Here is an 18,872-nt window from a genome sequence, read left to right on the forward strand (position 1 = left end):
TCAACGACGCCGCCTATACTAGGAAAAACTGGACAACTGTATAACTGTATCCAGTTTTACCGTTTTTAGCACGAAAACCGCCAGGGTGCGACCACATGGAAAAACTGCTGCTGCCCAGAAGCGCGTTGAACGCGGAAGAGGAGGCGTATCAGCACATACAACGCCAGATCGTGCAGGGAGCCGCGCGGCCCGGCAGCCGCCTCGTCCCGGAGATCATCGCCGGCGAAATCGGTATCAGCCGCACCCCTGTGCGGGTGGCGCTGCGACGCCTGGCCTCCGAAGGTCTGGTCACGATACGCACCAATCGCAGCGCGGTGGTGCGCCGGCTGAATCGCCGCGAAATGCTGGAGGTATTCCAGATACGATCGGTCCTGGAGGGCCTCGCATTGCGCAACGCGATGGAGAACATGGGCCCCGTCCAACTGCACCGCCTCGACGCCATGCTGGATCAACTCGACGGCACCGCGCCCGCGGCCGTGGACCAGACCAGCACCCATCGCGAATTCCACGAGTACCTGTGCGGCTTCTGTCGGCAACCCAGGCTGCAACAGCAGATCGCGGACCTGCACGCGGTGGTGGAGCCCTACATGCGCCTGTGGGCCTCAGAGCCCGGCCGCGTCGCGGTCCGCATGCGAGAGGCGCACCAGGAACTGATCGACGCCATACGCGGCGGCGATCCGGCACATTGCGAAGCGACGATGCGCAAGCACGTGATGGCCACCGTGTCGGCGCTCGCACCGTTTCTGCCGGATGACGACGGGCGCGCTGAGTAGCGCATCGCTATCGGCGCCGCCTGGCCTGCGGAGGGCAGCCCTTGCCTCGCGGCGCATCTATGCCGCATCTATCACGTCGCGGAGCACCGCGAACGACGAAGGGATGCGGGCCTGCGGTACGCATGCATAGCCGAGGATGAGACCTTGGCGCGCGCCGCGCCGCGTAGCGTAATAGCCGCTGAGCGCGCGCACCATGATCCCCGCGGCCGCGGCGCGCCCCGCCACGTCGCTGTCATCGCGTATCCCGGGGAGCGCCAGCACGAGGTGCAGGCCGGCGTCGTCGCCTAGGACCGGAAACCGGTCCCTGTAACTATCCCGGATCGCCGCAAGCAGGGTGTCACGGCGCTGCTGATACAGCGCGCGCATGCGGCGAATATGCGAGGCCAGGTGGCCCTCATCGATGAATTCGCCCAGTGTCGCCTGCGCCATCATCTGGCCTTCCCGGTATAGCTCGGCAATGCCTTTGGCGAACAGCTCGGCGATGGCTTCCGGGACGACCATGTACCCCACGCGCATGCCGGGAAAAAGGACCTTGCTGAAGCTGCTGACGTAGATGACCTGTCCGTCCTGGTCCAGTCCCTGCAAGGACGCCAGAGGGCCGATGCCGTAGCGGAACTCGCTGTCGTAGTCGTCCTCGATGATCCAGCAGCCGTGCATGCGGGCGTACTGCAATAGTGTGCGCCGGCGTTGCAGGCTCATCACGCAACCCAGCGGATACTGGTGTGACGGTGTGCAGATGATAAGGCGTGGCGGACGGCCAAGCTGGCGAGCAGATGGGTTCATGCCTTCGGCATCGACGGCGATCGGCACGGGCTTCAAGCCCGACGACAGCAACAGGGTGCGCACACCCCAGTAGCAGGGGTCTTCGACCCAGACCTCGTCACCGACGTCGCACAGCAGACGGATCGCCAGGTCCACGGATTGGTGGATTCCCGTGGTGACGATGATCTGCTCCGGCGCGCATGTCGCCGCCCGCGATACGCGCAGATAACTGGCGATCGCGCGCCGCAAGGGCGGATACCCGCCGCCCGGCGCGTAGGTCATCAGCTCCTGCCGGCCATGGCGCCAGATCCGGTTTTGCAGCCGGCTCCATATGCGGCTCGGGAACTCCGTGACGTCCGGCACGCCAGGCATGAAGGCGCCCCATTGCGTGCGGGCCACGCTGGCCATTTCGATGGTACGGCGGCCCCGTTCCGATAGCCGCCGCATGCCGCTGGCCGGGCGGCGCAACGGTGCCCGCGCCGGCAGGGATACGGGGGGCCTGGTATCGGCGACATAGGTGCCGCTGCCGGTTCGCGATTCCACATAGCCCTCCACCTGCAACTGCTCGTAGACCTGGATCGCGGTATTGCGCGCGATGGACAAATCCGCGGCCAGTACACGGGAGGCGGGCAGCCGGAGCCCTGGCGCGAGTCGGCCTTCCAGGATGGCTGACTGCAACAGCCGGGCCAGCCGGCGATAGGCCGGTTCGCTCGAAGGCTCCGCCATCTGGGCCTTCAACCATTCGCTCAGCATGGCGTCCAATCGGTGCTCCCTGTTGTCGGTGGAATGGCGGCAGTCGTGCCCTCGCGCCGAAGTGGTTCCATGAACTTTCCAGGAATGGCTCTACCGCCAGGGGCCAATGCGGATGATACTGCATGCCGCATGGCGGCCCGGGTGCCGCGGCTCATCGGCGCCAGCCCTGGCGCCGGCCACTGTCGTACAGGGAACAGAGATGAAGAACGAATCGTTGCAACAGCGGCGCCTGGCAGCATCGCCGCGCGGCATCGGCGTCGCGTGTGACTTCTACGCGGCCAAGGCGCTGAATGCCGAACTGTGGGATGTGGAGGGGCGCCGATACATCGACTTCGCCGCCGGTATCGCCGTCCTGAATACCGGCCATCGCCATCCGCGGGTGACCCGGGCGGTCGCCGCCCAGCTCGAGTGCTTCACGCATACAGCCTACCAGGTCGTTCCCTACGAATCCTATGTCTCCCTGGCCGAACGCATCAATGCGCTGAGTCCTGGCGCGCACGCCAAGAAGACCGCTTTCTTTACCACGGGCGCCGAAGCGGTCGAAAACGCCGTCAAGATCGCGCGCGCAGCCACCGGCCGTCCGGCGGTGATCGCTTTCGGCGGCGCCTTTCACGGCCGGACCTTGCTGACGATGGCGCTGACGGGAAAGGTCGCGCCCTACAAAGTCGGTTTCGGGCCGTTTCCCGCCGATGTCTACCATGTGCCCTTCCCCAACGCCCTGCAGGGCGTCACGCCCGATGACTCGCTGCAAGCCCTGCAGCGCCTGTTCAAATTCGATGTGGAGCCCAGCCGCGTGGCCGCGATCATCATCGAGCCGGTGCAGGGCGAAGGCGGCTTCAACCCCGTGCCCGCGGCGCTCATGCAGGCGCTGCGTACGCTCTGCGACGAGCACGGCATCCTCCTGATCGCGGATGAAGTCCAGACCGGTTTCGCTCGAACGGGGAAACTGTTCGCCATGGAGCATTTCGGCGTGGTCCCCGACATCATGACCTTCGCCAAGAGCCTGGCCGGCGGCTTGCCGCTATCCGGCGTGTGCGGTCGCGCCGAGATCATGGACGCGCCGGCGCCGGGCGGGCTGGGCGGCACCTATGCGGGTAATCCGCTGGCCATCGCGGCAGCGCATGCCGTGCTGGACGTCATTGCCGAAGAAGACCTGGCCGGGCGTGCCCAGGCCTTGGGCGACCGGCTCAAGACGCGCCTGTCCGCCTTGCGTCCGCGGGTCCCGCAGATCGCTGAGATACGAGGTCTGGGAGGCATGGTGGCTGTCGAGTTCAACGACGCGTCCGGCGCGCCGGACGCGGAATTCACAAGTGCATTCCAGCAGCGGGCACTGCGCAGCGGACTGCTGCTACTGACCTGCGGCGTGTATGGCAACGTCGTACGCTTTCTTTTCCCGTTGACGATCGAAGACGCAATATTCGAAGAAGCGCTGGACATCCTGGAAGCGAGCCTGCTGGCCTGATCGAAGGCTGGATCGGTCGGCGGTACCTCGCCTCGGAGGCAACAAAAAACCCGCGGAAGCTGATGCTCATGCGGGTTCGGTACGCTCTGGGACTATCTGGAACTGTACTTTCTGAACAGATCTTGGTGCCGACGGCGAGACTCGAACTCGCACAGCTTTCGCCACTACCCCCTCAAGATAGCGTGTCTACCAATTTCACCACGTCGGCTAGGTTTCGCGACGCACCGGGATCGACTCGGAGCCGGGGCTCCATGCCGCCCATCCGGGGCGTGGAAAGACCGAGATTCTAGCACGCCCGGCGACGTGACGCCGCCGGGCGGATAGCACCAGACTTACTTCGCCGGCGTGGCCGGTTTGACGGGCGCGGCGGGCGTGGCCGGCGCGGCGGGGGCTTGCGGCACAGACGCGTCGGGCTTGGCCGGCGCGGTCTGCGCGGGCGCGGCGCCGCCGGTCGACGGGACGCCGCTGCCGGGCACAGACGCATCGCCCTGCGTGGCCGGGGCCGGCACGGACGCGCCACCCGGAGCCTGAGGCACGGACTTGTCGGCGGGCGCCTGGTAACCCGACATCACGCCCGAATCCAGCGTGGTGGGCTGTTCGACACCCTTGTGGGTGACATAGGCCAGGCCGGCCGTCGTGACGAAGAAGACCACGGCGGCCCATTTGGTGGTCCGCGACAGGAAGTTGGCCGCGCCCGAAGCGCCGAACAGGCTGCCGGCGGAGCCAGTGCCGAAAGCCGAACCCATATCGGCGCCCTTGCCTTGCTGCAGCAGGACCAGAACGATGATGGCCAGTGCCGAAAGCACCTGCACGATCATCAGCGCGGAAAGCATGAAAGACATTACTTGCTCCAGACGGAAACTTAGATTGCGGCTATGCGCAGGAATTCATCGGCCACCAGCGACGCGCCGCCCACCAAGGCGCCGTCGATATCGGGCATGGCGAACAGTTCGGCGGCATTGGCGGCCTTGACGCTGCCGCCGTACAGGATGCGGACCCCGGGCACGCCCAGGCCGCGCAGCGCGACGCGGATGGCGCCGTGCACTTCCTGCGCCTGCTCCGGCGTGGCGGTGCGGCCGGTGCCGATGGCCCAGACCGGTTCGTAGGCCAGCACGACGTGGATCAGGGATTGGGCGCCCAGCGCCAGCACGGGTTCCAGCTGGCGCTCGATCACGCCCAGCGTGTTGCCGCCTTCGCGCTCGGCCAGCGTTTCGCCGACGCAGACGACCGGGGTCAGGCCGGCGGCCAGCGCGGTCTTGGCCTTCTCCGCGACCAGCTCATCCGTTTCGCCGTGCATGGCGCGGCGCTCGGAATGGCCGGCCAGGGCCCAGCGGCAGCCGAAATCCTTCAACATGGCGGCCGAGACTTCGCCGGTATAGGCGCCCTTGTCGTGCACGCTGATGTCCTGCGCGCCCCAGGAAACGGCACTGCCGTCGAGCAGGGCCTGGGTCTGCGCCAAATAGGGAAACGGCACGCAGACGCCAACCTGGCAGGTGCCGGCCCCGGCGCGGGCGCGCAAGGCATCCAGCAGCGCGGCGTTTTCGGCCAGGCTGCCGTGCATTTTCCAGTTGCCCAGGACGAGGCGCGCGCGGGCGGCGCCGGCGGGCGTCTGGCTGGCGGCATCGGCCGGCGTGTCACGGCGATCGTCTGTGCTCATCGTTATGGGCGTCGCGTAATGGGCGTCGCGTTATGGGCGTCGCGGTAGGGTTGGCCGCGCGGGTGACCCGCGCGACGGGATTCAAGGTCAGCCACCGGAAAAATCCGGGTCAAACCCGCGATTGTATCGTGTTTGGCGGCTATCGGGATACTTGACGTCCGTGGGCCGGGGCACGGGCTTGCCCGACGCCCCGGCGGCTGGGCGTCAATGCTGGATGGTCAGGATGATCTTGCCGATCTGTTCGCCCGCTTCCATCATGGCGTGGGCCTTGGCGGCTTCCTCCAGCGAGAAGGTGGCGTGGATGATGGGCTTGATCTTGCCGCTTTCCAGCAGCGGCCAGACGTGCTGGCGCAGGCGGGCGGCGATTTCGCCCTTGAAGTCCACCGGGCGGGGCCGCAGCGTCGAGCCCGTGATGGTCAACCGGCGGCGCATGACCTGTCCGAAATCGACATTGCCGTGGTTGCCGCCCAGCGTGGCGATCAGGACGATGCGGCCTTCGTCGGCCAGGCATTGGATATCGCGGGCGATGTAATCCCCCGCAACCATGTCCAGGATCACGTTGACCCCGGCGCCGCCGGTGGCATCCAGCACTTCCTTCACGAAATCCTGGTCGCGGTAATTGATGCCCTTGGCGGCGCCCAGTTTCTCGATCGCGCGGGCGCGGTCGTCGCTGCCGGCGGTACCGTAGACCTTGTGGCCCATGGCGCTGGCGAGCTGGATGGCCGTGGTGCCGATGCCGCTGGCCCCGCCATGCACCAGCAGGCTTTCGCCGGCGCCCAGATGGCCGCGATCGAAGACGTTGCTCCACACGGTGAAATAGGTTTCCGGCAGGCCGGCGGCTTCGATTTCCGACAGGCCGGCCGGGACGGGCAGGCATTGCTGGACGGGGGCGACACAGTACTCGGCGTAGCCGCCACCCGCGACCAGGGCGCAGACCTTGTCGCCGATGGCATAGCCGCCCATGGCCGCGTCGCCACCGACGATCTCGCCGGCGATTTCCAGCCCGGGCAGGTCGGATGCGCCGCGCGGCGGCGGATAGCTGCCCTTGCGCTGGAAAGTGTCGGGCCGGTTGACGCCGGCCGCGGAGACCTTGATCAATACCTCTCCAGGGCCGGGCTCGGGCGTGGGCCGCTGGACGGGAACGAGCACTTCGGGTCCGCCGGGGCGGGAGATTTCAACGGCGAGCATAAGGCGGGCTCCTGGTTTGTCCTGGACGAAAACTTCGATTATCGCGCCTCGGGCCGCTGATGGTGCAGGGAACGCGCGCCTTCAGCCAGACGGGCGGCATCGGCCGACCCACGCCATGCGGTCGAGCTTGGTCTATCATTCCGACCACTTGTATCGGTTCCCGTTCCCATGATCCGGCTCACGCGCGCGCCTGATTTGCTGATGGCCCAGCACTGGATGAACCTGCTGGCGCAGGCTCGCATCGCCTGCGAGCTGCACAATCAATATCTGACCGGGGCGATCGGCGAGATTCCCGTCGACCAATGCGGACCTGAGATCTGGCTGAAAAACGAACGCGATCTCGAACTGGCCACGCGCATCATCGACGCCAGCTGGCGCGAACCTGGCCAGTCCCTGGCGAACTGGTGTTGTACATCCTGCGGTGAATGGTCGGAAGCGCAATTCACGCTGTGCTGGCAGTGCGGCGCGACACGCGAAGACTGAAGCCCAGCCCCGCCCGAGGCGCGCCTCGCCGCGCGCGCAAGGTCTTCTGCTCATCGTACGCACGCGCACAGGAACAAGGCTTGCGTGGTCCACGCTTCTATCAGGGCGTCGACGGCCAAGGATGAACCGCCGCGCGCCCGCACATGACGCGAACGCACGGCCAATGGATATTCCGGGCGTTCACCTTCCCGGAGCAAGCCCATGTCCACGACCGTCGGAGACTTCATCGTCGAACGTTTGCACGCCTGGGGCGTGCGCCGCATCTACGGCTATCCCGGGGACGGCATCAACGGCGTATTCGGCGCCCTGAGCCGCGCCCAGGGGAAAATCGAATTCATCCAGGCCCGCCACGAGGAAATGGCGGCCTTCATGGCGTCCGCCCATGCCAAGTTCACGGGCGAACTGGGGGTGTGCATCGCCACTTCCGGCCCCGGCGCCTCGCATCTGATCACCGGCATGTATGACGCGCGCATGGACCATATGCCGGTGCTTGCCATTGTCGGCCAGCAGGCGCGCGCCGCGCTGGGCGGCCATTACCAGCAGGAGCTGGATCTGGTGTCCATGTTCAAGGACGTGGCCGCCGGCTTCGTGCAGCAAGCCAGCGTGCCCGCGCAGGTCCGGCATCTGGTGGACCGGGCGATCCGCACCGCCATCGGGCAGAAGCTGGTGACCGCGCTGGTGCTGCCCAACGACCTGCAGGACCTGCCGTATGAGGAGCCCGCGCGCAAGCACGGCACCGTCCACTCCGGCGTCGGTTATCGCGAACCGCGTACCGTGCCCTACCCCGAAGACCTGCGCCGCGCCGCGGAAGTACTGAACGCCGGCAAGAAGGTCGCCATCCTGGTCGGCGCCGGCGCCCTGCATGCCACCGACGAAATCATCGCGGTGGCCGACAGGCTGGGCGCGGGGGTCGCCAAGGCCCTGCTCGGCAAGGCCGCCCTGCCCGACGATCTGCCGTGGGTCACCGGCTCCATCGGCCTGCTGGGCACGGAGCCCAGCTACAAGCTGATGACCGAGTGCGACACGCTGCTGATGATAGGCTCGGGCTTCCCCTACTCCGAATTCATGCCCAAGGAAGGCCAGGCGCGCGGGGTACAGATCGACATCAAGCCCGACATGCTCAGCTTGCGCTATCCCATGGAAGTCAACCTGGTGGGCGACAGCCGGGAGACGCTGCGCGAACTGTTGCCGCTGCTGCAACCCCGCGCCGACAACAAGTGGCGCGAAACCATAGACAAATGGACCACCGATTGGTGGAAGAAGCTGGAGGAACGCGCGCTGGCCGATGCGGAAGGCGGCGTCAATCCGCAGCGCACGATATGGGAGCTGTCGCCGCGCGTTCCCAGCAATGCGATCGTGACCAGCGATTCCGGCTCGGTCGCCAACTGGTATGCGCGTGACCTGAAGGTGCAGCGCGGCATGATGTGCTCGCTGTCCGGCGGACTGGCGTCCATGGGTGCCGCCGTGCCGTATGCCATCGCGGCCAAGTTCGCCTATCCGGAACGTCCCGTCATCGCGCTGGTCGGCGACGGCGCCATGCAGATGAACAATATGGCCGAACTGATCACCGTGGCCAAGTACTGGAAGCAATGGCGCGATCCGCGCTGGATCTGCATGGTCCTCAACAACGGCGACTTGAACCAGGTGACGTGGGAGCAGCGCGTCATGGAAGGCGACCCCAAGTTCGAGGCATCGCAGAACATCCCGTCCGTGCCCTATCACCAGTTCGCCGAGTCCATCGGCCTGCGGGGCATCCTCGTCGATCGCGCCGATGCCATGGGCGCCGCCTGGGACCAGGCCCTGGCTTCGGACCGCCCCGTGGTCATCGAGGTCAAGAGCGACCCCAACGTGCCGCCCCTGCCGCCGCACATCACGATGGCGCAGGCCAAGGCCTTCGCCACCACGCTCATGAAAGGCGACCCCGACCAGGGCCACGTGCTGTTGAACACGGCCAAACAGGTGTTGGGTAGCGTGCTGCCCGGAAACAAGGACAAGTAAACCTGGAGGTCGCCTATGTTCCGACGCACAAATGCCATACACACGGTCGTGATCACCGGCGCCAGCGCCGGCGTGGGCCGCGCCACGGCGCTGGAATTCGCGCGCAGGGGCGCGAACGTCGCGCTGCTGGCGCGCGATGCCGAAGCCCTGGCCGCCGCCGCCGAAGATGTACGCAAGCTGGGCGTGCGCGCCCTTCCCATCCCGGTCGACGTCAGCGACGCCAAGGCCATGCACCACGCGGCCGATCAGGTGGAAGCCGAACTGGGACCGATCGACGTGTGGGTGAACAACGCCATGCTGACGGTGTTCTCGCCTCTTTCCAAGCTGACGCCCGAAGAGTTCGCGCGCGTGACCGAGGTCACCTACCTGGGCCAGGTCTATGGCACGATGGCCGCGCTGCGCCACATGCGTCGGCGCGATCGCGGCACCATCGTGCAAGTGGGTTCGGCCCTGGCCTATCGCGCCATCCCACTGCAATCCGCCTACTGCGGCGCCAAGCACGGCGTGCGCGGCTTCACCGATTCGCTGCGCAGCGAGCTCATGCATGACCGCAGCCGCGTGCACGTGACCATGGTGCAGATGCCGGCGCTGAACACGCCGCAGTTCGACTGGGCGAAGTCGCACGTGCCCTACGCGCCGCAGCCGGTGCCGCCCATCTTCCAGCCCGAGGTCGCGGCGCGCGCCATCGTCTGGGCCGCGCACCATCGCCGTCGCGAGCTCTACGTCGGCATGCCTTCGATCAAGGCCATCGTCGCCAACAAGTTCTTCCCCGGACTGCTGGACTGGTATTTGGCCCGCACCAACTACGAGGCCCAGCGTCGCAAGCCGCTGGCGCCGGCAACGCGGGTGGACAATCTCTGGCGGCCGGTGTCCGGCAGGCACGGCACCCACGGATCGTTCGACGACCAGGCCCAGTCGCATAGCGCCGCGCTGTGGGCGTCGACACACCGGCCGCTCGTGGTCGGCGCCGGCGTGGCCTTGGGCGCCCTGCTGTGGACGCTGTGGAAAAACAGGGATTGAGGCCCCCGCGCCGCCTGCCTATTTCCAGACGGCGCGGGCGATTCTCAGGTAGTTGCCGCCGTAGATGGCGGCGATGTCCCGCTCCGTATAGTTCCGGCGCAGCAGCAGCTCCGTGATCTCCGGCAATTGATGCGGCCCCAGGTAAGCGAACTTGCCGGTGTAGTGCTGCGACGGCCAGAACGCCGGCGCGCGTGCTGGCCCGCCAGGCGCCCAGGTGTAATCCAGCCCGATCGCCACGCTGCCGACACCGATCTGTTCCACCGTCATATCGATGGCCCGCACGAACGCCGCCGATGACGCCTCGGGGTCTCCGAGGAAACGCCCCACCCCCGTCACGCCGACCAGGCCGCCCTGGCGCGCCACCGCCTGTATCTGCTCGGTCGTGATGTTGCGCGGATGATCGGTATGGGCCTTCGGATTGGAATGCGAGAACACCACCGGCTGGCTGGACATCGCGATGATGTCCATGCTTGTGGAATAACTGACGTGGGACAGATCGATCAATATGCCCAGGCGGTTGCACTCGCGGACCAGTTCACGGCCGAAATCGGTCAGGCCGACATCGACATCGTGGCAGCCGCCGCCCGCATCGTTGTTCAGGTTGTAGACGAAGTGGGCCTGCCGCACGCCCAGTCGGTGGTAGAGCGCCAGCATCTCGACCTGGCCCGCCAGGGACACCGCGCCCTCCAGATCGAAGGCCACGGCAAGCTTGCCTTCCTGCCGCGCCCGCAGGATGTCGTCCACGCCGTCTATCATCACGAAGCGCTCCGGCCGCCGCGCCAGCCAGTGCCGATAGGCGGCCAGCACCCGGATGGTGTGCTCCCAGGGGTGAATGTCGAACCCGACATTGATGGACAGGAAGTCGACGCCGACTTCTTCCCAACGCGACAACTGCGACAAGTCCTGGTCGGGCTTGGGCGTGAAGCCGCCGTGGGCGTCCCACACCAGCACATCACGCAGTATTGCGCGGGCGCGCTCGGAAACCGCCACTTGTTCATTCATCGTAGGCAGCCTCCGTTTGTGCCAACCTGGTGTAGCCATAATCGCGTGCGGCACCAGCTTCGCTGACCAGTCCCAACGCGATATCCCGCTCGACCGCGGCACGCGGGCGCTGCGCAGGATCGCCAAACCCCGATCCCCCCGCCAGCACCACTTCCACGATTTCGGAGGATTTGGTCAAGGTCAGCAGGTTGCCCGTCCCGCAATCATGCAACGTCGCACCGGCGGCATCCATCACGCGGCCGGACCCGGGCAGGCCCGGCTTGCCGCCGAACAGCCCGGGCTGCAATACCGTATCGGGGAAGAAGGAGATCAGCGTCTCCAGGCCATCGTCATGCAGCTTGCGCATGCGCACCCGCTGGCCCAGTCCGCCGCGGTACTGCCCGGCTCCGCCCGAATCCGTGACATAGGCCTTTTCCAGGATAAGGACAGGCACGCGCGACTCGAACAGTTCCGTCGACGTATTGGCGGCCGACGTCGGCCAGAGCAGGCCGGACTTGCCATCGCCATTGGCGCTTCCACCCTGCCCGCCTCCGCAGAAGAACATATCGGAATAGGCCTGCATCTCGGCATCCCGCCCGTACACCCGCGGATTGACCGAGATGCCCGTAAAGGCCTGGACCTGCGACGGCACGGCCTGCGCCAGCGCACGGAATACGCTGGGCGCGATGTACCACCCCGTGCGGGTACGCTGGCTGACGGCCGCCGGTCGGCGGCAGTTCAGGATCGAGCCTTCCGGCGCCTTGACGGTGAACGGCCGGTAGCAGCCCGCGTTGCCACGCACCTGCGGCGTCAGGATGCACTTGAGCGGATAGGTAGCCTGTGCCGCCGTGTAATTCAACGTCGAGTTGAAGGCGCCCTGCGCCAGCTGCGGCGGCGCGCCTTCGAAGTCCAACTCGATGGCATCGCCGCGCACGGTCAGCTTGAGCGGAATGCACAGCTCGCCGTCGATGGGATTGGTCCAGGATTCCGCGCTGTAGACCCCATCGGGTATCTTGCGGATGGCGTCGCGCATGGCGCGTTCGGAGCGCCCCTGGACCACGGTTGTCAGGGCCCGCAGGTCTCGCATTCCGTAATCGTCCATGAATGCCAGCAGCCGTTGCGCGCCTATACCGTTGGCGGCCACCAGCGCATGCACGTCGCCCACCACCTGGTCGCTATTGCGCACATTTTGCGCCAGCAATGCGAACAGGGCCGCATTCGGCCTACCGGCCTCGAACAGCTTCATCGGCGGGATCTGCAATCCTTCCTCATAGATTTCCCGCGTGGTGCGCGGATTCTTGGTTCCACCGATATCGGCGACGTGTGCCACCGTGGCGGCAAAACCCACCAGGGCCCGGTCGCGGAAGACCGGCGTAACCACGGCGATATCGAACAGATGGCCGGCGCACAGCCACGGATCGTTGGTGACCAGTACGTCGCCGGGCACCAGGCTTTCCGGGGGATAGGCTTGCAGCAGCGCCTGCACACCGCGCGGGAGCGCCAGATTGAACAGCGGCATCGCGCGTGGCGAGTGAACGATGGGCTCCCCGCGCGGGTCCAGCAATTCGCAGGCGAAATCCTGCGCGTCGGAGATCACCAAGGAGAACGCCGTGCGGCATACGGTGGTCCACATCTCCTCGGCCACCGTCGCCAGCCGCGCCCACATGATCTCGAGCGCGATCGGGTCGGACTCGATCAGGGCGGCCGCTTCCTCCACCGGCATGTCCGGGGTGATACGCTCACCGGCCGTTTTGTAGTCTGCGACCGTGATGCGGATGTTCAGGTTGCCGTCTATCGTCGCGGTGTCGTCCGGACCGATGACGGTCGTGGCTTCGCGCTCCTCGATGATCGCCGGTCCGGGGATGACGTCGCCCGGCGCCGCCGCATAGCGGTCGTACACGCGCGTATCGACGTATCCCGCGCCAAACCACGCCGGCCGCGATCCCTTGACCTTGGCGCCGGTGGCGCCGCCCGCCGCGCCCGACAGGGAAAGCAGCGGCGCCTGCCCACGCAAACGGACGCGGAAATTGATCGCCTCGATGCGAGCGCCGGGAGGTACCGCGGTATAGCGGCTGGAATACGCGGCGGTGAAGGCCTGCCGGATCTCGTCCAGGTCGCTCGCGGTCAGCACATGGGCTGGCAGGTCGACGGAAATGTCATGCGTCTGGCCCACCAGCCGCATGTCCGCGCTGCGCTCCACCACCACCTCTTCAGCCGGCACCCCGGCCTGCATCAGCCGTTCCCGTCCCTCGCGCTCCAACGCGTCCAGGGTCGCGTTCACGCCGTCCGCGTCGAAGCCGGCCGCGAATACGGTCGGATGGGAGCGGACCAGATCGAAGGAAATCGGCGCCGTCAGGAAACCCAGGGCCGACGCCGCCCCGGACGCGGGCGGGATGATGACCTCGCGCACGCCCAGTACGCGCGCCACGTCGCAAGCGTGCGCGGGCCCCGCGCCACCGAAACCGACCATGGCGTAGTGCCGTGGGTCCAGGCCTTTCTCCACCAGGTGCACCCGCGCGGCCGCCGCCATGCTTTCCACGACCACCGTATGGATGCCCCAGGCCACCTCGGGCACGGGCAGGTCCAGGGTGGTCCCAAGGGTCTCGAGCGCGCGCCGCGCGGCGGGCAGGTCCAGCGCCATGCGGCCGCCCAGGAAGTAGCCAGGATCGTAATACCCCAACACCACGTTGGCATCCGTGACCGTGGGCTGGGTCCCGCCCAGGCCGTAGCAGGCGGGGCCGGGATCGGATGCGGCCGACTCCGGACCGACCTTCAGCAGACCGACTTCATCGATGGCGGCGATCGAGCCTCCACCCGCGCCGATCTCGATCAAGTCCACGGTCGGCGTCTTGATCGGTAAACCCGAACCCTTGCCGAAACGGTGCACCCGGCCGGCCTCCAGCATGGGCGCGATGTCCACGCGCTGGTCACGGATGATGCAAGCCTTGGCGGTCGTGCCGCCCATGTCGAAGGCGATGACGTCGCGCTTGTCCGCCAGCGAACCGAACAGCGCGGTCGCCAGTGCCCCGCCGGCGGGGCCGGACTCCAGCAGGCGTATGGGGAAGGTGCGTGCCGTTTCCAGAGAGACCAGGCCGCCCGCGGAATGCATGAGCGATAGCGTGCCGTGAAAGCCGGCGGCCGTCAGGGAGGTTTCCAGCTTGCGCAGGTAGCGATCCATCAGCGGCTGCACGTAAGCATTGGCGCAGGTGGTGACGGCGCGTTCGTATTCGGAGATCTCCGCGACCACCTCGCAGGAAAGCGACACCGCCAGCTGCGGGAATTCCGCGCGGATCAGTTCGCCTACGGCACGCTCGTTGTCCGGATTCCGGTAGGCATTGATGAAGCATACGGCGACCGCTTCCACCCCCTCGGCCACCAGTTGACCGACTTCGCGCCGCACGGCCTCGCGGTCGAGCGCCAGGACGACCTTGCCGGAACGGTCGATACGTTCCGGCACTTCGCGCCGCAGGTCGCGCGGCGCCATCGGATCCGGAAACCCCAGGAACAGGTCGTAGATGTCGTAGCGCTGCTCGCGGCCCATCTCCAGCACGTCGCGGAAGCCCTGCGTCGTCAGCAGGCCCAGCCGCGCGCCCTTGCGCTCGATCACGGCATTGGTGACCAGCGTCGTCCCGTGCACGATTTCGCCCACATCGGCCATGGCGATCCCGGCCTGGTCCACCAGTTCCTTCAGGCCGAGCAACGCCGCTTCCGACGGATCGTGCGGCGTGGTCAACCGCTTGTGCAGCCGCACCGTCCTGCCCGCCGCGTCATACAACACGAAGTCCGTGAAGGTGCCGCCGATATCGAAACCGATGCGCCACGTGTCGCGGCTGACCGCCGAGGGCTGCGCACCGCCCTTGCTCGATTGCTTGGATGTATTTGCTTCCATGATGCCCACTTGCGTAGTCGTCGAATTCAATGCCGCCCGGAAGCGGCGTTCAGGAACGGGGGGCGCCAGCCGCCTCGGTCGCACCGCCCTGCCGCCCATGAAAAGGAGAAGCGTCGGGGTCTATGCCCGGCATGGCGGCCAGGAGCGACCGGGTGTAGGACTCCCGGGGATGATCGAAAATCTGCTGCGTCGGCCCTTCTTCCACCAGCTTGCCGCGATAGAGCAGCGCGACGCGATCGCAGACGTAGCGGATCACGCCCAGGTCGTGCGATATGAACAGGTAGGTCAGCTGTAGCCGGCTCTGCAGGTCCAGCAACAGATTCAGCACCTGGGCCTGCACCGATACGTCCAGCGCGGATGTCGGCTCGTCCAGGATCAGTACCTCGGGCTGGGCGGCCAGGGCGCGCGCAATGCCGATGCGCTGGCGTTGCCCGCCGGAGAATTCGTGCGGAAAGCGGCTGGCGTAGGCCGCGTTCAGGCCCACGAGCTGCAGCAACTCGCGCACGCGATCGGTTTGCTGCCGCGCGTTCAGGCGCAGCTTGTCGCGATGGATGCGCAGCGGCTCGGCGATGATCTCCCCCACCGTCATGCGGGGGTTCAGCGACGCATAGGGGTCCTGGAACACGATCTGCATGCGAGCTCGCAGGTCACGCAGGCCGCCACGCTTCACTTGCGCGACGTCCTGGCCATCGAACAGGATGCGGCCACCCGACAAGGACTCCAGGCCCAATACGCAACGCGTAAGCGTGGTCTTGCCCGAGCCGGATTCACCCACCACGCCAAAGCTCTGGCCTTTCTGTATGGTGAGGCTGACGTCGTCCAGCGCGGTGAAAGGGACCGGCCGTCGGCGCAACAGCGTCCGCGGCGGCGCATAGTGTTTGGTGAGATGCTCAATTTGCAGCATGGGCTGCCTCCAGGGACACGGCCTGCGGGGCCTGAGCCAGCACGCATGCCACTTTCTGACCTTCGCCCACGTGCACGACAGGCGGCAGCGCCGCGACGCATTCCTGCCTGGCATGCGGACAGCGCGGGGCCAGCCGGCAGCCGGATGGGGGATCCAGCAGGTCAGGCACGGTGCCGGGCAGCGCGGCCAGGCCGCCGCGCCGCAGGTCGCGCGTGGGCACGGCGCCCAGCAAGGCCTGCGTGTAAGGATGCCGCGGGTGATGGAATACCTGGCGCGCCGGCCCGGACTCGACGATATTGCCTGCGTACATCACGGCCACATGGGTGCACAGTTGCGCGACCACGCCCAGGTTGTGCGTGATGAAGACCACCGCCAGGTTATGTTCCCGCACCAGGCGATGGATCAAGGCAAGGATCTGCGCCTGTACGGACACGTCCAGCGCCGTGGTGGGTTCGTCGGCGATCAGCAGTTCGGGACGGCCGATCAGGGCCATGGCGATCAGCACGCGCTGGCGCATGCCGCCGGAAAACTGATGCGGGTAATCGTCCACGCGCTTTTCCGGTTCCGGTATGCCGACCATATCCAGCATGCGTATGGCAAGCTTGCGCGCCGCATGCCGCCGCTCGTCGCGATTGGCCGACGCGTCGACGCCCAGTATGGCGGGGTCCTGCGTGCCGGCATGCAAGGCCACGTCCGCCAGCTGGGTCCCCACGCGGAACGCCGGATTCAGGTTGGTCGTGGGATCCTGGAAGATCATGCCCACGCGCCGCCCGCGCAGCGCGCGCATCGTCGACTCCGAAGCCTGCAGCACATCCTGCCCGTCCAGCAGGATGGAGCCATCCATGTAGCGGGCCGGGGGCGACGGTATAAGGCGCGAGACGGACAGGCCGGTCAGCGACTTGCCGCAGCCGGACTCGCCCACCAGGCCCCAGATCTCGCCCCGCTCGACGGACAGGTCGATGCCGTTCAATACATGCGCTTCGCCGGCATACGTGCGCATGCCCAGATGCAGGTTTCGGATATCGAGGAATGCCATATGCAGTGTCGTGTCAGGCTAGGTAAGGGGCGCGGCAGCGGCTCAGCGGCGCGACTTCGGATCGAGCACGTCGCGCAGGCCGTCGCCCAGCAGGTTGAAGCCCAGCACCGCGAAGAAGATGCACAAGCCGGGGAACAAGGCGGTCCACCAGAAGTCCGGCAGGTTGTTGCGCGCCGTGGCCAGCAGCGACCCCCATTCGGGTGTCGGCGGCTTGACGCCGATACCCAGGAAACTCAGCGAGGCGACAGACAGGATCGCGAAACCCATGTCCAGCGACAGCTTGATCAACACGGGCGACATCACGTTGGGCAGCACGTGGCGCCAGAGGATGCGGGCCGGGCTCGCGCCCAGCGCCCTGGCCGCCTGCACGAACATTTCTTCCTTGCGGGCGATGACCTCGCCGCGCACCAATCGCGCATAACCGGGCCACCAGGACAGCGCGATGGCGAAGATGGTGTTGCCCAGGCCGGCGCCCAGCGCGGCCGCGATGGCCATCGCCAGGATCAGCCCCGGCAGGGTCAGGACCAGATCGACCAGCCGCATCAGGATCTCGTCGATCCAACCGCCGGCGAAGCCCGCGATGCCGCCGACCACGATACCGACCAGCGCACCCAGGCACACCACCAGGAAACCCGCCACCAGCGATATCCGCGCGCCCGCCAGCACCAGCGAGAACACGTCCTGGCCGAATTCGTTGGTGCCGAACCAGTGCTGCCACGATGGGGCCTGGAAACGCAGCGCGGTGTGCACCGCCCCCTGCACGTCCTGGGGATAGGGAGCCAGCGCCGGGCCGGCGATCGCGGCCAGGCACAGCAGGCCGATGATGACCAGGCCCGCCCACGACACCCAGCTGCGGTTGAAACGGTAGAAAGCCTGTCTCCAACGGCCCGCCGAGGGTCGGGCCACGCCGGCGTCGCCGGTTGCCATCGTTTGCGTATTCATTCGTACCGCACCTTAGGATTGAACGCGCCGTACAGCAGATCGACGAGCAGGTTCGCAAGGATGAAAAGCATGCCTATCATCAACGTGACGCCGATGACCGGGGTGAAATCCTGCGTCAGGATGGATTTGGTGGCGTACAGGCCGATGCCCGGCCAATCGAATACGGTCTCCACCAGGACGGTGCCGCCCAGCAGCCAGCCCACGTACAGCCCGATCACGGTCAGGGTCGCGGAAAAGGCGTTCTTGGCCACGTACTTGCACAGGATCAGCCGCGGTTTCAGGCCGAGCGCCCTTTCGGTCAGGACGTAGTCCTGCTGCAGCACTTCGATCGTGCTGGCGCGCATCATGCGGGCGATCGAGGCCAGGGGTGACAGCGCGGTCGCCAGCGCGGGCAGCACGAGGTGGCTTACCGCCGTCCAGAACGCCGCGCCGTTCCCGTCAATGAAGGCATCCAGCGTCAGCAAGCCGGTAACGGTGGGCGGCGGATCCATGGTCAAGGGAAACCGCCCCGTCAAGGGTAGCCAGCCGAGCGCGACCGCGAAGCCCAGCTGCAGCAGCAAGCCCAGGAAGAAACGCGGCATCGAGATCGCACCCAGGCAGGCGAAGCGCGTCAGGAAGTCCGGCCACTCGTCGCGATAGACGGCGGCGACCACGCCGGCCGGCACGCCTATCAATACCGCCAGCGTCAGCGCGGCCAGCACCAGCTCCAGCGTGGCGGGCAGGAACAACATCAGGTCGGCCAGCACGGGGCGGCGGGTGAAGATCGATTGCCCCCAGTCGCCACGCAGCAATCCGGTCAGGTAGTGCCAGTACTGGACGTAGACCGGCTGATCGAACCCGAACTCGCGCGACAGCCGCTCGATATCCGCGTGCGTGGCATTGGGCCCGGCCGCCAACGCGATCGGATCACCGGGTAGCAGGCGCCCGATCGCGAACACGAGGACGGTCAGTCCCAGCAGTATCGGGACGATGAGCAAAAGGCGCCGGGCCGTGAATCTCAACATGGTTCTTCTACCGTCATTGG

The 18,872-nt window shown here is 66.7% G+C and carries 15 protein-coding genes and 1 tRNA gene; 5 read left to right on the forward strand and 11 right to left on the reverse strand.

The window, feature by feature from the left end:
- The first annotated feature begins 95 nt into the window (after positions 1 to 95).
- Positions 96 to 773 carry a GntR family transcriptional regulator gene (locus CAL12_RS20020; RefSeq protein ID WP_086066228.1) on the forward strand — a complete coding sequence of 226 codons (678 nt, stop codon included), beginning with the start codon at positions 96 to 98 and terminating at the stop codon, positions 771 to 773.
- A 57-nt stretch (positions 774 to 830) separates the two neighbouring features.
- On the opposite strand, the gene pdxR is transcribed toward CAL12_RS20020, so the two are convergent.
- Positions 831 to 2,297 carry a MocR-like pyridoxine biosynthesis transcription factor PdxR gene (pdxR, locus tag CAL12_RS20025; RefSeq protein WP_086066229.1) on the reverse strand — a complete coding sequence of 489 codons (1,467 nt, stop codon included), beginning with the start codon at positions 2,295 to 2,297 and terminating at the stop codon, positions 831 to 833.
- 190 nt (positions 2,298 to 2,487) lie between these two features.
- Between pdxR and gabT the strand changes: the two genes are divergently transcribed.
- Entirely contained in the window at positions 2,488 to 3,750 is a 1,263-nt protein-coding gene (gabT, locus tag CAL12_RS20030; protein WP_086066230.1) for a 4-aminobutyrate--2-oxoglutarate transaminase, read from the forward strand.
- A gap of 123 nt (positions 3,751 to 3,873) precedes the next feature.
- Here the strand turns inward: gabT and CAL12_RS20035 are convergent.
- From CAL12_RS20035 to CAL12_RS20050, 4 genes are all read right to left on the reverse strand, one after another.
- Positions 3,874 to 3,958 (reverse strand) — tRNA-Leu (locus tag CAL12_RS20035).
- Between the two features lie 124 nt (positions 3,959 to 4,082).
- Positions 4,083 to 4,592: a preprotein translocase subunit SecG gene (gene secG / locus CAL12_RS20040; RefSeq protein ID WP_086066231.1), complete on the reverse strand. Its 510-nt coding sequence runs from the start codon at positions 4,590 to 4,592 to the stop codon at positions 4,083 to 4,085.
- A gap of 20 nt (positions 4,593 to 4,612) precedes the next feature.
- Positions 4,613 to 5,407, reverse strand: a complete 795-nt coding sequence (gene tpiA, locus CAL12_RS20045) for a triose-phosphate isomerase (RefSeq protein WP_086066232.1) — start codon at positions 5,405 to 5,407, stop codon at positions 4,613 to 4,615.
- A gap of 204 nt (positions 5,408 to 5,611) precedes the next feature.
- Entirely contained in the window at positions 5,612 to 6,595 is a 984-nt protein-coding gene (locus tag CAL12_RS20050; protein WP_086066233.1) for an NAD(P)H-quinone oxidoreductase, read from the reverse strand.
- A 168-nt stretch (positions 6,596 to 6,763) separates the two neighbouring features.
- On the opposite strand from CAL12_RS20050, the gene CAL12_RS20055 reads away from it, so the two are divergent.
- The 3 genes from CAL12_RS20055 to CAL12_RS20065 all read left to right on the forward strand — a co-directional run bounded on the left by CAL12_RS20055 (position 6,764) and on the right by CAL12_RS20065 (position 10,096).
- Positions 6,764 to 7,078, forward strand: a complete 315-nt coding sequence (locus CAL12_RS20055) for a putative signal transducing protein (protein ID WP_420042731.1) — start codon at positions 6,764 to 6,766, stop codon at positions 7,076 to 7,078.
- A gap of 201 nt (positions 7,079 to 7,279) precedes the next feature.
- Positions 7,280 to 9,076, forward strand: a complete 1,797-nt coding sequence (locus tag CAL12_RS20060; RefSeq protein ID WP_086066234.1) for a thiamine pyrophosphate-requiring protein — start codon at positions 7,280 to 7,282, stop codon at positions 9,074 to 9,076.
- 15 nt (positions 9,077 to 9,091) lie between these two features.
- Complete coding sequence (locus CAL12_RS20065; protein ID WP_086066235.1) at positions 9,092 to 10,096, forward strand: SDR family oxidoreductase; 1,005 nt, start codon at positions 9,092 to 9,094, stop codon at positions 10,094 to 10,096.
- Between the two features lie 18 nt (positions 10,097 to 10,114).
- Here CAL12_RS20065 and CAL12_RS20070 read toward each other — a convergent pair whose 3' ends face one another.
- From CAL12_RS20070 to CAL12_RS20095, 6 genes are read right to left on the reverse strand one after another with little or no spacing between them, the layout of a single operon-like run.
- Positions 10,115 to 11,098, reverse strand: a complete 984-nt coding sequence (locus tag CAL12_RS20070; RefSeq protein ID WP_157793039.1) for a dipeptidase — start codon at positions 11,096 to 11,098, stop codon at positions 10,115 to 10,117.
- Positions 11,091 to 14,966, reverse strand: a complete 3,876-nt coding sequence (locus tag CAL12_RS20075) for a hydantoinase B/oxoprolinase family protein (RefSeq protein WP_086068007.1) — start codon at positions 14,964 to 14,966, stop codon at positions 11,091 to 11,093. Before CAL12_RS20075 ends, CAL12_RS20070 begins: the two co-directional genes overlap by 8 nt.
- Before the next feature lie 49 nt (positions 14,967 to 15,015).
- Positions 15,016 to 15,870, reverse strand: coding sequence for an ABC transporter ATP-binding protein (locus CAL12_RS20080; RefSeq protein ID WP_086066237.1), 855 nt, complete (start codon positions 15,868 to 15,870; stop codon positions 15,016 to 15,018).
- A complete protein-coding gene (locus CAL12_RS20085) occupies positions 15,857 to 16,906 on the reverse strand; it encodes an ABC transporter ATP-binding protein (protein ID WP_086066238.1) in 1,050 nt (349 codons plus the stop codon). The genes CAL12_RS20080 and CAL12_RS20085 overlap by 14 nt, the downstream gene beginning before the upstream one ends.
- Before the next feature lie 42 nt (positions 16,907 to 16,948).
- Entirely contained in the window at positions 16,949 to 17,848 is a 900-nt protein-coding gene (locus CAL12_RS20090) for an ABC transporter permease (RefSeq protein WP_198298275.1), read from the reverse strand.
- Positions 17,845 to 18,852, reverse strand: coding sequence for an ABC transporter permease (locus CAL12_RS20095; protein ID WP_086066239.1), 1,008 nt, complete (start codon positions 18,850 to 18,852; stop codon positions 17,845 to 17,847). Before CAL12_RS20095 ends, CAL12_RS20090 begins: the two co-directional genes overlap by 4 nt.
- Between the last annotated feature and the right edge of the window lie 20 nt (positions 18,853 to 18,872).

The organism is Bordetella genomosp. 8 (genome assembly GCF_002119685.1).
Lineage (GTDB): Bacteria > Pseudomonadota > Gammaproteobacteria > Burkholderiales > Burkholderiaceae_B > Bordetella_C.